Here is a 12,806-nt window from a genome sequence, read left to right as displayed (position 1 = left end):
TTGCGCGCGATGGGGGTTACGTCAAGCACCCATCGCGCGCAAGCGCGCTCCTACAAGTGGTTGGCCGTTAGGCTACCTTGGCTTCGCGGCTGGCGAACTCCGCCAGCGCGGCGTGCAGGCGTTCGAGGCCGGCGTGGGTTTCTTCGTCGGTGATGTTGAGCGGCGGGACGATGCGCAGCACATCGGGGCCGGCCTGCAGGATGAGCAGGCCGTGGGCGGCGGCGATGTCGAGGATTTCGCCGGCGCGACCCTTGTTGGCATCGTTGAGGGCGGCGCCGATCATCAGGCCACGACCACGGATTTCCGAGAACAGGTGGAACTCGTGGTTGAGTTTCTCCAGACCCTTGCGGATATCGTTGGACTGGCGCTCGACATTGAGCAACACCTCCGGCGACGAAAGCTTACGCAACGCCACGCGAGCCACCGCGGCCGCCATCGGGTTGCCGCCGAACGTGGTGCCGTGCGCACCGAACTGCATGACATCGGCAACCTTCGGGCCGGCCAGCATGGCGCCGATCGGAAAACCTGCGCCGAGTGCCTTGGCCAGGGTGACGATATCCGGCGTGACATGGTCATGCGTGTGCGCGAACAGCGTACCGGTACGACCCATGCCGCACTGGATTTCGTCGAGCACCATCAATGCGTCATGCGCATCGCACAGCTCGCGGATCTTCTTCAGGAAACCCGGCGCGGCCGGCGTGACACCGCCCTCGCCCTGCACGGGCTCGATCATCACCGCGGCGACGCCACCCTTGGCAAAGGCTTCTTCCAGCGCGGCTTCATCGTTGAACGCCACATAGCGGAAGCCCGCCGGCAACGGCTCGTACCCTTCCTGGTATTTCGGTTGCGCGGTCGCGGTGACTGAAGCGAGCGTGCGGCCGTGGAACGAGCCGTAGAAGGTGATGATGACGCGATCTTCCGGCGCGCGGCCCTGGCCCGCGGCCCACTTGCGTACGAGCTTGATCGCGGCTTCGTTCGCTTCGGTACCGGAATTGCACAGGAATACGCGATCGGCGAATGGCGCATGCTCGATCAGTTCTTCGGCAAGGCGCAACGGCGGCTCGGTCCAGAACACATTGCTGGCGTGCCACAGCTTGCCCGCCTGTGCGACCAGTGCCGCGACTAGGTCGGGCTCCTGGTGGCCCAACGCGTTCACCGCGATACCGGCACCGAAATCGAGATAGTCGCGACCTTCCGTATCCCACACGCGCGCGCCCTTACCGTGGTCGAGGACGACATCACGGGGGCGGTAAACCGACAGCCAATAGCGCTTGCCCAGGCCGATCAGCTCGGAGGGTTCGACAGGATGCGACGACATGACAACGACTCCCGGGCCCGGCCGCAGCGCCTGGCCCCAAACAGGAACGGATGGAATCGCACGGTACGTTCTGCGGTCCGACATCGATCCGATGCCCGGCGGCGACGGTGCGCCGTGGGGATCCCCATCGTATAAGGCACGGGCCCGGCCGACAACGGCTGTTCCGTTGCTGTAACGGCTTGTTACACAACGCTACAGCCGATGAACGACCCGGAAATGCCCACGAAAGGAAAATTCCTTGCGAATCAAAGCCAGCCCGGGGTGGCATGCGGCTTGCTCCGCTTAGGGGGAGGCTCCACGAAGCCCGCGGTGTTCGCTCGCCCGACGACCCTGCCAAGCCGGACGACGAATGGGAACTCCCGGTCCCCCAGAGGACCGGGAGTTTTCTTTTCCGCGCACGGGAGCCGCTAGCGCAACTGATCGAGGGCCAGCTGGTGCTTCTTGCAGAGGCGATACACAGTCACGCGGGATACCCGCAGCCGGCGCGCGCATTCGCTGATGTTGAAGGCGCTCGCGCGCAGGCAATCGACGATGGCCTCGCGCTCGGCCGAGGTGCGGGCGCTGCCCAGGCTATCGCGATCAAGCCCGGGCAGATCCGCATTGAGTTCGAGATCGTCGGGCGTGATCAGCGCATCGTCGGCGATCACCGCCGCACGCTGCACGCGATTCATGAGTTCGCGGACGTTGCCGGGCCAGGTGAAGGCGTTCATCGCCTTGCGCGCCGCGGTGCTGAAGGCGCGCGCACGGGTGCCGTAGCTCTCGCGGAATGCATCAAGGAAGTACTGAGCCAGCAGCTCGATATCCCCGTTACGCTCACGCAACGGCGGCATGCGCAGGCGCAGGACGTTGAGCCGGTAGAACAGGTCCTCGCGGAAGCGACCCTGGGCGACCGCCTTTTCGAGGTCCACGTGGGTCGCGGCAAGCACGCGCACGTTCACCTTGATCGACTGGCAACTGCCGATGCGTTCGATGGTGCCTTCCTGGAGCACGCGCAGCAGGTTGGTCTGGGCATCAAGCGGCAGGTCGCCGATTTCATCGAGAAAAACCGTGCCACCATCGGCGGACTCGAAGTGACCGATACGCCGCGCGGTAGCGCCGGTGAAGGAACCCCGCTCGTGACCGAACAATTCGGACTGCACGAGGTTGGCCGGCAAGGCCCCGCAGTTGATGGCGGCGAAGGGCTTTTCGTGGCGGCCCGAGAGCTGGTGCAGCGCCCGCGCAGCCATTTCCTTGCCGGTCCCGGTCTCGCCGGTGATCAGCAACGGCAGCTCGACCGGAGCGAACTTACGAATGTTCTGAGAAAGTGCCCGGATGGCCGGACTGTTCCCGGTCATGACGCTGGGCTGGTCATCGTCGAGGACCGGGATGCCATCCGCCGGGACGCGCTGCAACGCCTGGCGCAGCGCCTGCAGCGAGGACGTGCCATCGATCAGTTCGAAGGCCTGCGGCAACACATGCTGGATGGAAGGGTCGTTCGCAGGCGTGCGCTGGCCGGTGAGCCCGATCCAGGCCAGGCCCGGATGGGTGTCACGAAGTTCCTGGAGGACGCGCACGGCGGCGTGGGCGCTCGCGCGCAGGTCGACCACGGCGATCGCCGTGTCTCCGCACTCGGGCAAGATCGTATCCAGCCGTGCCGGATCGGCCACCAGCGTACGCCAGCCGGCCCGAATCAGTCCGAAGTGTTCTTCAACGCTCGGTCTTCCTACCCAGACGACGCATCGCCCCGTCGATTCCCCGCGTGACATGCCTGCTCCTCAAACCGTTCAGTGGCCTGCTGCCGGCTGTAGCGGGTTCACCCTTGGACCCGCCGCCGGCACCCCTGCAGACCGGCAAGCCCCACACCGCCCTCTGTCATGTCATGCCAGGGGCGACAAACCGACGTTACCCCGGCATGCAAAAACCGGCCATACACCAAACGGGCTAGCTCACACAGCGGTTTAGATGGCGTTTCGCGCTTGCTAGAGAAACAAGTCAGGTAGTAGAGGCTGACCCGGCGTGACCGCGTAGTGATCGAAGTTCGTCACACCTTCTTCACGCAGGATCGCTTCATCGATGCAGAAATGCCCGGTGAATCCACGGGCGGGGCGGGTGAGGATCGCGTGGGCCGCGTCGGCCACGATCTCGGGGGTACGGCAGTTTTCGGCTTTTACGCCATCGATCATGGCGATGGCTGCCGTGGCAATGACGGTTTTCGGCCAAAGCGCATTCACGGCCACGCCCATCGGCGCGAACTCGGGCGCCATGCCCAGCACGCACTGGCTCATCCCGAACTTGGCGATGGTGTACGCGACGTGCGGGGCGAACCAGTGCGGATCGATGCTCGGCGGCGGCGACAACATCAGCACGTGCGGATTTGCCGCCTCCTTGAGGAAGGGCAGGCAGGCCTGGGTGACCAGGAAGGTGCCGCGCGTGTTCACCTGGTGCATCAGGTCGAAGCGCTTCATCGGGGTGTCTTCGGTGCCCGCCAGCCAGATCGCGCTGGCGTTATTCACCACGATATCGATCCCGCCGAAGCGCTCGGCTGCCGTGGCGGCCGCCATGCGCACTTCGGCTTCCTCACGGATATCCACCTTCAAGGGCAGCGCCTTGCCTCCCGCCGCCTCGATCTCGGCGGCGGCGGTGTGGATGGTGCCGGGCAAGCGTGGGTTCGGCACGCCACTCTTTGCGGCGATCACGACGTTGGCCCCATCGCGCGCGGCACGCAAGCCGATCGCGAGGCCGATGCCACGCGAGGCACCGGTGATGAACAAGGTCTTCCCGGCGAGCGAGGTCATGGCGGTGTGCTCAGGCGCGCTGGAAGCGCGGGAGGATGTCACGCAGTTCGGCCAGGCGCTGGAGTGGATCGTCCAGTTCCAGCATGTGCTGGCATTCGTTGGGATCCAGCGGCAGCAGTTCGCAAAGGCGGAAGCCGACCCAGCTGGCATCATCGGCGCGGCCGGCGACATCCTGGCGCCATGGCGGCCCCATCTGATCAGCGAGCCGTTCGAGGATGGTGGTGAGCAGGCCGAACTCGGCCGGCACCGGAATGACTTCTTCAGGCAGCCAGGGCGCGATGTCGCCGCGCACCTGGCCATCCGAGCGCACGCGCGTGCGGGTGACCCGGAAACGCTGGCCGCCTTCGGCGACGATGCCGAGCAGGCCATCGTCGCGGGTATGGAAATCCGTGATCGTGGCGAGCGTGCCGACTGCGGCGGGGATGGCCGGCTGGCCTGCTTCACGCCCCTCGAGGATGAGGCACACGCCGAAGCCGCGGCCGCTACGTGCACACTCGCGCACCAGGTCGATGTAGCGCGGTTCGAAGATGCGCAACGGCAGGTGCCCGCCCGGGAAAAGAACGTTCGCCAGGGGGAACAGGGGGAGGTCGAGAGCGGGCGTGGTCGCAGCCATGCCCGCCAGTCTAACCTGCGCGCAGCGCGTCGAAGAAGCGGCGCGGCGCGTTTTCGAAGCCGCCGTTCGACATGAACACCACGTGGTCGCCCTCACCTGCCTGTGCCGCGAGCGTGGTCACCAGTGCATCCACCGTCGGCACGGTGGCGCCCCGGCCAGCGAGGGCGCCAGTGACCTTGCCCGCATCCCAGGGAAGCTCAGGGCGTTGCAGGAAGACGACGCCATCCGCGTTCTCCAGCGAGGGCGCCAGGGCATCGGCATGCGCGCCGAGGCGCATGCTGTTCGAACGCGGTTCGAGTGCGACGAGGATCCGTGCCTTGCCGACCTTTGCGCGAAGACCCGCCAGCGTGGTGGCGATCGCGGTGGGGTGGTGGGCGAAGTCGTCGTACACGGTGACGCCGCGCGCATCGCCAATCACTTCCATGCGACGGCGGGCGTTGGCAAAGCTGGCAAACGCCGGCAGCAACGCGACCGGATCCGCACCCGCGGCCGTCGCGGCAGCGAGCGCTCCCAGTGCATTCATGACGTTGTGCCTGCCGAGCGACGACCAGCGCACATCGCCGAGCAGCGCGCCGTGGCGACTAACGCGGAAGTGCGAGCCATCGGCAGCGATGAGTTCGGCACGCCAGTCACCGGCGTCGATGCCGAAGGTTTCCACCGGCGTCCACGCGCCCATGGCCAACACCTCGGCCAGGTACGGATCTTCCGCGTTGACGACAAGCCGGCCGTTGCCAGGCACCGTGCGCACGAGGTGATGGAACTGCCGCTGGATCGCGGCCACGTCGGGGAAGATATCCGCGTGGTCGTATTCCAGGTTGTTGAGGATCGCGATGCGCGGGCGGTAATGCACGAACTTCGAACGCTTGTCGAAGAAGGCCGAGTCGTACTCGTCCGCCTCGATGATGAAGGGTTTGCCACCGCCCCGTCGTGCCGACACATCGAAGTTGCCGGGCACGCCACCGATGAGAAACCCTGGATCCATGCCGGCCTGGTCGAGCAGGTGCGCGAGCAGGCTGGTGGTGGTGGTCTTGCCGTGCGTGCCGGCGACAGCGAGCACATCGCGTCCACCGAGCAGGGTTTCACCCAACCACTGCGGGCCGGAGATATAGCGCATGCCCTGGTTGAGCATGTACTCCACTGCCGGGTTGCCGCGGGTCATGGCGTTACCGACCACGACGAGATCCGGCGCGGGCTGCAGGTGTTCCGCCGTATAGCCCTGCATCAACTCGATGCCGAGCGCCTCGAGCTGGGTGCTCATGGGTGGGTAGACGTTGGCGTCGGAGCCTTCGACCTGCAGGCCGAGCTCGCGACCGAGCGCGGCCACGCCGCCCATGAAGGTACCGCCGATGCCGAGGATATGGACGCGCATGCTTTAAGACTCGCGGCCGGCGCGCGGGGCGCCGGCCCGTGGTGGATCAGGCGCTGGCGGCGCTAGCGTTGTTCAGGGCGGCCTTGATGCGCGCCGTGACGTCATCGAGCTCGCCGACGCCGTCGACGATCTTGAGCTTGCCGCGCTTGGCGTAGAACTCCGCGACCGGGGCGGTCTGGTCGGCGTAGATGCCGAGACGCTTCTTCACCGTTTCCGGCTCATCGTCCGGGCGGTGTTCCGCTTTGAAGCGCACTTCGCAACGGCCCACGATGGCCTCGAACGGTACCTCGAGCTTGATGACCACATCGAGCGGCTGGCCGATCTTGGCAAGCACGCCATCCAGCGCATCGGCCTGGGCCAGGTTGCGCGGGTAGCCATCGAGGATGAAGCCGGGCTTGGCGTCGGCGGCAGCGAGGCGGTGCTCGATGATGCCGAGCATGATGTCGTCCGGCAGCAGGTGGCCGGCGTCCATCAGGGACTTGGCCTTCTTGCCGAGCTCGGTTTCCGCCTTGATCTCGCCGCGGAGCAGGTCGCCCGTGGAGATGTGCGGAATGCCGAACTCCTCCTTGAGGCGGGTCGCCTGGGTGCCCTTGCCCGAACCGGGCGCGCCGAAAAGCACGAATCGCATTGATGCTCCAGATTGCCGGGCTGGCAGGGCTAACCCCGCCGCCGGGCACAATAAAATGGGTCCCAAGGTAACGGCACGGGCGCCACCCCGTCAAACGGCTGCCACATCGCCGTGGCAGCGCACCGCAGGGGCCGCCTTCAAGCCACGGGCACGCCGGACGGGGTACGCTCGGACCTTCGACCGCCTCAGAAGGAACCGCAGCATGGCCGCCGGCAAGCTCCTCTACGCCCAGTCGGGCGGTGTATCCGCCGTCATCAACGCCACCGCCGCCGGGGTCATCGAGACCGCCCGCGATAAGGGCATCCCGGTGTATGCGGCTCGCAACGGCATCCTCGGCGCCCTGCGCGAGGAGCTGATCGATACGACCAAGGAGGCCAAGGCCAACATCGCCGGCCTCAAGCACACCCCGGGCGGGGCGTTTGGCTCCTGCCGCTACAAGCTGAAGTCGCTCGAGGAGAACCGGGCCGAGTACGAGCGGCTGATCGCCGTGTTCAAGGCGCACGACATCCGCACCTTCCTCTACAACGGCGGCAATGACTCGGCCGATACGGCCAACAAGGTCTCGAAGATCGGCCACGCGCTTGGCTACGAGGTGAACTGTATCGGCGTGCCCAAGACGATCGATAACGACCTGGTCGTGACCGACAACTGCCCGGGCTTCGGCTCGGTGGCCAAGTACACCGCCATCGCGGTGCGCGAGGCCAGCCTTGATGTCGCCTCCATGATGGATACCTCGACCAAGGTCTTCATCATCGAGGTGATGGGCCGCCACGCCGGCTGGATCGCCGCGGCCGCGGGCCTCGCCGGCAACAAGCCGGGCGATCCGCCGCACATCATCCTGTTCCCTGAAAACGTGTTCGATCCGGCCGCCTTCCTCGCCAAGGTAAAAGCCACCGTGGAGAAGGTGGGTTACTGCACCGTGGTCGTCTCCGAGGGCGTAAAGGGTTCGGACGGCAAGTTCCTCGCCGAGTCCGCCGAGACCGGCGCCCGCGATGCGTTCGGCCATGCCCAGCTCGGCGGCGCCGCACCGATCCTCGCCTCGCTGGTGAAGGAGAAGCTCGGCTACAAGTACCACTGGGCCCTGCCCGACTACCTGCAGCGCTCGGCGCGGCACATCGCCGCCAAGGTCGACGTGGAGCAGGCTTACGCGGTGGGCAGGAAGGCGGTGGAATACGCGGCCGACGGCCTCAACGCGGTGATGCCGGTGATCGTGCGCACGTCGGACGACCCGTATAAGTGGAAGATCGAAGCGGCATCGCTCGACAAGATCGCGAACCAGGAAAAGAAGATGCCGAAGACCTTCATCTCGAAGGATGGTTTTGGTATCACCGCCGCCGCGCGACGTTACCTGGCACCGCTGATCCTGGGTGAAGCGCCCCCGCCCTACGGCGAAGATGGCCTGCCGATCTACGTGACCCTGAAAAACACCTCCGTCCCCAAGAAACTAAAAAAATTCATCCCCGCCTGATTTTGTAGGAACGCGCTTGCGCGCGATCCAGCGTGCCGCGAGCACCCATCGCGCGCAAGCGCTCTCCTACAGGGCGTGCCGTATTATCTGGGGTTGGTTGATGGAGCTTGCGATGGACCTGATTATTCGCCACGCCACCCTTCCCGATGGGCGCAGGGATGTCGATATCGGTATCGAGGGTGGGCGTTTTGCGGCGGTCCAGCCCGGGTTGCCTGCGAAGGGCGTGGAAGAGATCGATGCGCAGGGGCGGCTGGTGTCGCCGCCGTTCGTGGATGCGCATTTCCATATGGATGCCACGCTCTCGCTAGGGCTACCGCGGCTCAATGCCTCAGGCACCCTGCTTGAAGGTATCGCGCTGTGGGGCGAGCTAAAGCCTGGGCTTACTCATGAGGCATTGGTAAAGCGTGCCCTGGCCTACTGCGACATGGCGGTGGCTCAAGGGCTGCTGGCGATCCGTAGCCACGTGGATATCTGCGACGACCGCCTGCTGGCCACCGAGGCGTTGCTCGAGGTGAAGCGCAAGGTCGCGCCCTACCTGCACCTCGAGCTGGTGGCCTTCCCGCAGGATGGCCTGCTGCGCTCGCCCACGGCGAAAGCGAACCTTGTACGCGCGCTCGACATGGGTGTGGAGGTGATCGGCGGCATCCCGCACTTCGAGCGCACGATGGCCGACGGTGCCGAATCCATCCGCTGGCTCTGCGAACTGGCGGCGGAACGCGGGCTTCGCGTGGATATGCATTGCGATGAATCCGACGATCCATGGTCACGGCACATCGAAACGCTGGCTGCGGAAACCGTACGCACCGGGCTGCAAGGTCGCGTCACCGGTTCGCATCTCACTTCGATGCATTCGATGGACAACTACTACGTATCCAAACTGCTGCCGTTGATCGCAGAGGCCGGCGTGCATGCCATCGCGAATCCGCTGATCAACATCACCCTGCAGGGCCGCCACGATACCTACCCCAAACGGCGCGGCATGACCCGCGTACCCGAACTGATGGCGGCCGGCGTCAATGTCGCCTTCGGCCACGATTGTGTGATGGATCCCTGGTACGGGATGGGTTCGGGCGACATGCTCGAGGTGGCGCACATGGGCCTGCATGTCGCCCAGATGACCTCGACCGCTGGCGTGGCGCAGTGCTTCGATGCAGTGACTACGAATGCGGCGCGCGTGCTGGGCCTGCCGGGTTACGGCATCGCACCGGGCAACCCGGCCGATTGCGTATTGCTGCAGGCGGGCGATACCTACGAGGCGATCCGGCTGAAAGCACACCGCCTTCTGGTCGTGCGCGGGGGCAACATCCTCGCCCGTTCAGCTGAACGGCGCACTGAGCTCTTCCTTCCGGAAAGCCCATCAAATCTGACACTTGAGTTCCGGCCTGGCTCGCTTTACTGAACGCGCCCGTCCCATTGCTGTCGCGTTACTTAATGCTTTCGCGGGGCTTTCAAAAAGCACGATCTTCCGTTCAGGTTTCCATTCCTAGGATGCGAATCGTCGGTCCCCTCCTGCGGATCGTCACCTGAGAGAAGCCGTGATGAAAACGCTCCTGCGCACCGCCCTCGCCGCCCTGGCACTTGCTGCTACCTCGGTGGCGGTTGCCGCTCCGGACCACGACCATGACCGTGGCCATGACCGCGATCGCCATGGTCATGACAATCGCGGCCGCCGTGGTGACTGGCACCACGACAACGGCTGGCACGGCCATCGTCCGCCGCCCCCGCCGCCGCGCTATTACGGCCACGGCGGTTACTACGGGCACGGCCCGGCTTATTACCACCGCCCGCCTCCGCCGCCGCGTTATTACGGCCACTGGGAGCGCGGCCACCGGTACTACGGCCGCAACGTGGTGGTCTACGACTACGGCAGCTACCGCCTGCGCCCGCCGCCGCGTGGGTATCACTGGGTTCGTGAGAACAACGACTTCCTGCTGGTCGCCATCGCGACTGGCGTCATCTTCGACATCGCTACTCGGTAAACCGGAGACACTCTTATGAAGATGCTGGGCAAACTCGCTTTCTGTCTCGTCGCCGCAGGCAGCATCGCACCGGCGTTCGCCTGGGATCCGCCGCCGCCGCACCACGACGACCGTGACCACCACGACGATCGCGACCATCGGGATGACCACCGCGACGATCACCGGGACGACCATCGCTATGACAACCGATACGACCATCGGGACGACCACCGCGGGCCAGGTTATGCGCACCACGACTGGCAGCGCGGCCACCGTTACGACGGCCGCGTCGTGGTCGTCGATGACTGGCGTACCCGCCGCCTGCGCGAACCGCCGCGCGGGTACCACTGGGTCCGCGATGACAATGACGGCCAGTTCCTGCTGATCGCCGTGGCCACTGGCATCATCACTGACATCGTGTTGCAGAACTAAGCGGCCCCTCCATGTAGGAGCGCGCTTGCGCGCGATGGGTACGCCGCAAGCCCCATCGCGCGCAAGCGCGCTCCTACACCGATTCCGCAGCGCACAACGGGTTTCCGCGCCTCCCCTGCCTATACTCGGGGTGAGCCCCGCATGGGCTCCCACAATTCGGGGAGGCTTCGATGCTGCAGCAGTACGGTTTATGGATCGCGCTGGGATGTGCGGTCGTGGCGATTCTGTACGGTGCGTTTTCGGTCAGTTGGGTCCTGGCGCGTTCGCCAGGCAACGAACGAATGCAAGAAATCGCAGCCGCCATCCAGGAAGGCGCGCGTGCTTACCTCAACCGCCAGTACGCCACCATCGGCGTCGTCGGCATCGTCCTCTTTCTCTTAATCGGCATCTTCCTCGATTGGGGAACCGCGATCGGCTTCGCGTTGGGGGCGCTTCTCTCGGGAGCGGCCGGCTACATCGGCATGAACGTTTCCGTTCGTGCCAACGTGCGTACCGCCGAGGCCGCCAGGAGCGGCCTTTCTTCTGCCCTGGCGGTGGCGTTCCGGGGTGGTGCGGTCACTGGCATGCTGGTGGTGGGCCTCGGCCTGCTCGGCGTGGCCGGCTACTACGGCATCCTCACCCACCTGGGCTACGAGCGCGGCCACGTGTTGCACGCCCTGATCGGCCTGGCCTTTGGCTCCTCGCTGATCTCGATCTTCGCCCGCCTGGGCGGCGGCATCTTCACCAAGGGTGCCGATGTCGGCGCCGACCTGGTGGGCAAGGTGGAAGCCGGCATCCCCGAGGATGACCCGCGCAACCCGGCGGTGATCGCGGACAACGTGGGCGATAACGTCGGCGACTGCGCCGGCATGGCCGCCGACCTGTTCGAGACCTACGCGGTGACCCTTATCGCCACCATGTTGCTGGGTGGCGTGCTGGCTGCGGAGGTCGGTCCCTACGGCATTCTTTACCCCCTCGTGCTCGGCGGTGCGTCGATCGTCGCCTCCGTGATCGGCACGTTCTTCGTCAAGACACGCGGCGGCAAGATCATGAATGCGCTGTATGCCGGCGTGTTCGTTTCGGCCCTGCTGGCTGCGATCGCCTTCTGGCCGATCACCCAGCAGCTGATGGCGGATAGCGCCTTTGGCACCGGCCGCCTGTATGGCTGTGCGCTGATCGGCCTGGTACTTACCGGCGCCATGGTGGTGATTACCGAGTACTACACGGCGACCGAGTACAAACCCGTGCGCCACGTGGCGCAGTCGTCCACCACCGGCCATGCGACCAATATCATCGCGGGCCTGGGGGTATCGATGAAATCGACCGCCCTGCCGGTGCTGGCGGTGTGCGCGGCCATCTGGGGCTCATTCGCCCTGGCCGGCCTGTACGGCATCGCGATCAGCGCCGTGGCCATGCTCAGCATGACCGGCATGGTGGTGGCCCTGGACGCGTATGGACCGATCACCGACAACGCCGGCGGTATCGCCGAGATGGCCGAGTTGCCCGCCGACGTGCGCGGGGTGACCGACCCGCTCGATGCGGTGGGTAACACGACCAAGGCGGTGACCAAGGGCTACGCGATCGGCTCGGCCGGCCTCGCTGCACTGGTGCTGTTCGCTGACTACACGCACAACCTCAACCTGCACTTTGGCGGCGCGGATATCCGCTTCGACCTCTCCAACCATTACGTGATCATCGGCCTGCTCATCGGCGGCCTGATCCCGTACCTGTTCGCCGCCATGGCGATGGAGGCGGTCGGCCGTGCGGCCGGTGCGGTGGTCGAGGAAGTGCGCCGCCAGTTCCGCGAGATCACCGGGATCATGGAGGGGACCACCAAGCCCGATTATTCGCGCGCGGTGGACCTGCTTACCCGCTCGGCGATCCGCGAGATGCTGGTGCCCTCGCTGCTGCCGGTACTGGTACCGGTAGTGGTGATCTTCGGCTTCAAATGGCTGGGTGGCCCGGAAGCCGGCGCGCAGGCGCTGGGCGGCGTACTGATTGGCACCATCGTCACCGGCCTGTTCGTGGCCATTTCGATGACCACCGGCGGCGGTGCATGGGATAACGCCAAGAAGTACATCGAAGATGGCCACTTCGGCGGTAAGGGCTCCGACGCGCACAAGGCGGCGGTCACCGGCGATACCGTGGGCGACCCGTACAAGGACACCGCCGGGCCTGCCGTGAATCCGTTGATCAAGATCATCAACATCGTGGCGTTGTTGTTGATTCCGTTTCTCTGAGGCACACCCATCGCGCGCAAGCACGTT

11 protein-coding genes are annotated in these 12,806 nt (G+C 65.6%); 5 read left to right on the top strand and 6 right to left on the bottom strand.

What is annotated here, in order from left to right; genetic code table 11:
- Positions 1-67 precede the first annotated feature (67 nt).
- The 6 genes from VGN46_RS11220 to VGN46_RS11195 all read right to left on the bottom strand — a co-directional run bounded on the left by VGN46_RS11220 (position 68) and on the right by VGN46_RS11195 (position 6,702).
- Entirely contained in the window at positions 68-1,318 is a 1,251-nt protein-coding gene (locus VGN46_RS11220; protein ID WP_331643762.1) for an acetylornithine/succinylornithine family transaminase, read from the bottom strand.
- Between the two features lie 407 nt (positions 1,319-1,725).
- Entirely contained in the window at positions 1,726-3,063 is a 1,338-nt protein-coding gene (locus VGN46_RS11215) for a sigma-54 dependent transcriptional regulator (RefSeq protein ID WP_331643760.1), read from the bottom strand.
- Between the two features lie 213 nt (positions 3,064-3,276).
- A complete protein-coding gene (locus VGN46_RS11210; protein ID WP_331643757.1) occupies positions 3,277-4,092 on the bottom strand; it encodes an NAD(P)-dependent oxidoreductase in 816 nt (271 codons plus the stop codon).
- A 10-nt stretch (positions 4,093-4,102) separates the two neighbouring features.
- Complete coding sequence (locus VGN46_RS11205) at positions 4,103-4,705, bottom strand: LON peptidase substrate-binding domain-containing protein (RefSeq protein ID WP_331643755.1); 603 nt, start codon at positions 4,703-4,705, stop codon at positions 4,103-4,105.
- A gap of 10 nt (positions 4,706-4,715) precedes the next feature.
- Positions 4,716-6,074, bottom strand: coding sequence for a UDP-N-acetylmuramate:L-alanyl-gamma-D-glutamyl-meso-diaminopimelate ligase (gene mpl / locus VGN46_RS11200; RefSeq protein ID WP_331643753.1), 1,359 nt, complete (start codon positions 6,072-6,074; stop codon positions 4,716-4,718).
- Between the two features lie 46 nt (positions 6,075-6,120).
- Complete coding sequence (locus VGN46_RS11195) at positions 6,121-6,702, bottom strand: adenylate kinase (protein WP_331643751.1); 582 nt, start codon at positions 6,700-6,702, stop codon at positions 6,121-6,123.
- Between the two features lie 202 nt (positions 6,703-6,904).
- Here VGN46_RS11195 and VGN46_RS11190 point away from each other — a divergent pair, with 202 nt between their 5' ends.
- The 5 genes from VGN46_RS11190 to VGN46_RS11170 all read left to right on the top strand — a co-directional run bounded on the left by VGN46_RS11190 (position 6,905) and on the right by VGN46_RS11170 (position 12,779).
- The gene (locus VGN46_RS11190) at positions 6,905-8,170 is read left to right on the top strand and encodes a 6-phosphofructokinase (protein ID WP_331643749.1); all 1,266 of its coding nucleotides are present in this window, start codon (positions 6,905-6,907) and stop codon (positions 8,168-8,170) included.
- A gap of 112 nt (positions 8,171-8,282) precedes the next feature.
- Positions 8,283-9,569 carry an amidohydrolase family protein gene (locus VGN46_RS11185; protein ID WP_331643746.1) on the top strand — a complete coding sequence of 429 codons (1,287 nt, stop codon included), beginning with the start codon at positions 8,283-8,285 and terminating at the stop codon, positions 9,567-9,569.
- Between the two features lie 139 nt (positions 9,570-9,708).
- Positions 9,709-10,149, top strand: a complete 441-nt coding sequence (locus VGN46_RS11180; RefSeq protein ID WP_331643744.1) for an RcnB family protein — start codon at positions 9,709-9,711, stop codon at positions 10,147-10,149.
- Positions 10,150-10,164: 15 nt separating this feature from the next.
- Complete coding sequence (locus VGN46_RS11175; protein WP_331643742.1) at positions 10,165-10,560, top strand: RcnB family protein; 396 nt, start codon at positions 10,165-10,167, stop codon at positions 10,558-10,560.
- Positions 10,561-10,730: 170 nt separating this feature from the next.
- On the top strand, positions 10,731-12,779 hold the full coding sequence (locus VGN46_RS11170; protein WP_331643740.1) for a sodium-translocating pyrophosphatase: 2,049 nt from the start codon (positions 10,731-10,733) through the stop codon (positions 12,777-12,779).
- The last annotated feature ends 27 nt before the right edge of the window (positions 12,780-12,806 follow it).

Origin of the sequence: Luteibacter sp. (genome assembly GCF_036500425.1) — a bacterium.
Taxonomy (GTDB): domain Bacteria; phylum Pseudomonadota; class Gammaproteobacteria; order Xanthomonadales; family Rhodanobacteraceae; genus Luteibacter.
This window is presented reverse-complemented; position numbering and strand designations above follow the sequence as displayed.

Coding starts and splice junctions, on each gene's coding strand:
- mpl (WP_331643753.1), bottom strand. CDS start 6,074: ATGCGCGTCCATATCCTCGGCATCGGCGGTACCTTCATGGGCGGCGTG.
- VGN46_RS11190 (WP_331643749.1), top strand. CDS start 6,905: ATGGCCGCCGGCAAGCTCCTCTACGCCCAGTCGGGCGGTGTATCCGCC.
- VGN46_RS11210 (WP_331643757.1), bottom strand. CDS start 4,092: ATGACCTCGCTCGCCGGGAAGACCTTGTTCATCACCGGTGCCTCGCGT.
- VGN46_RS11180 (WP_331643744.1), top strand. CDS start 9,709: ATGAAAACGCTCCTGCGCACCGCCCTCGCCGCCCTGGCACTTGCTGCT.
- VGN46_RS11195 (WP_331643751.1), bottom strand. CDS start 6,702: ATGCGATTCGTGCTTTTCGGCGCGCCCGGTTCGGGCAAGGGCACCCAG.
- VGN46_RS11215 (WP_331643760.1), bottom strand. CDS start 3,063: ATGTCACGCGGGGAATCGACGGGGCGATGCGTCGTCTGGGTAGGAAGA.
- VGN46_RS11170 (WP_331643740.1), top strand. CDS start 10,731: ATGCTGCAGCAGTACGGTTTATGGATCGCGCTGGGATGTGCGGTCGTG.
- VGN46_RS11175 (WP_331643742.1), top strand. CDS start 10,165: ATGAAGATGCTGGGCAAACTCGCTTTCTGTCTCGTCGCCGCAGGCAGC.
- VGN46_RS11185 (WP_331643746.1), top strand. CDS start 8,283: ATGGACCTGATTATTCGCCACGCCACCCTTCCCGATGGGCGCAGGGAT.
- VGN46_RS11220 (WP_331643762.1), bottom strand. CDS start 1,318: ATGTCGTCGCATCCTGTCGAACCCTCCGAGCTGATCGGCCTGGGCAAG.
- VGN46_RS11205 (WP_331643755.1), bottom strand. CDS start 4,705: ATGGCTGCGACCACGCCCGCTCTCGACCTCCCCCTGTTCCCCCTGGCG.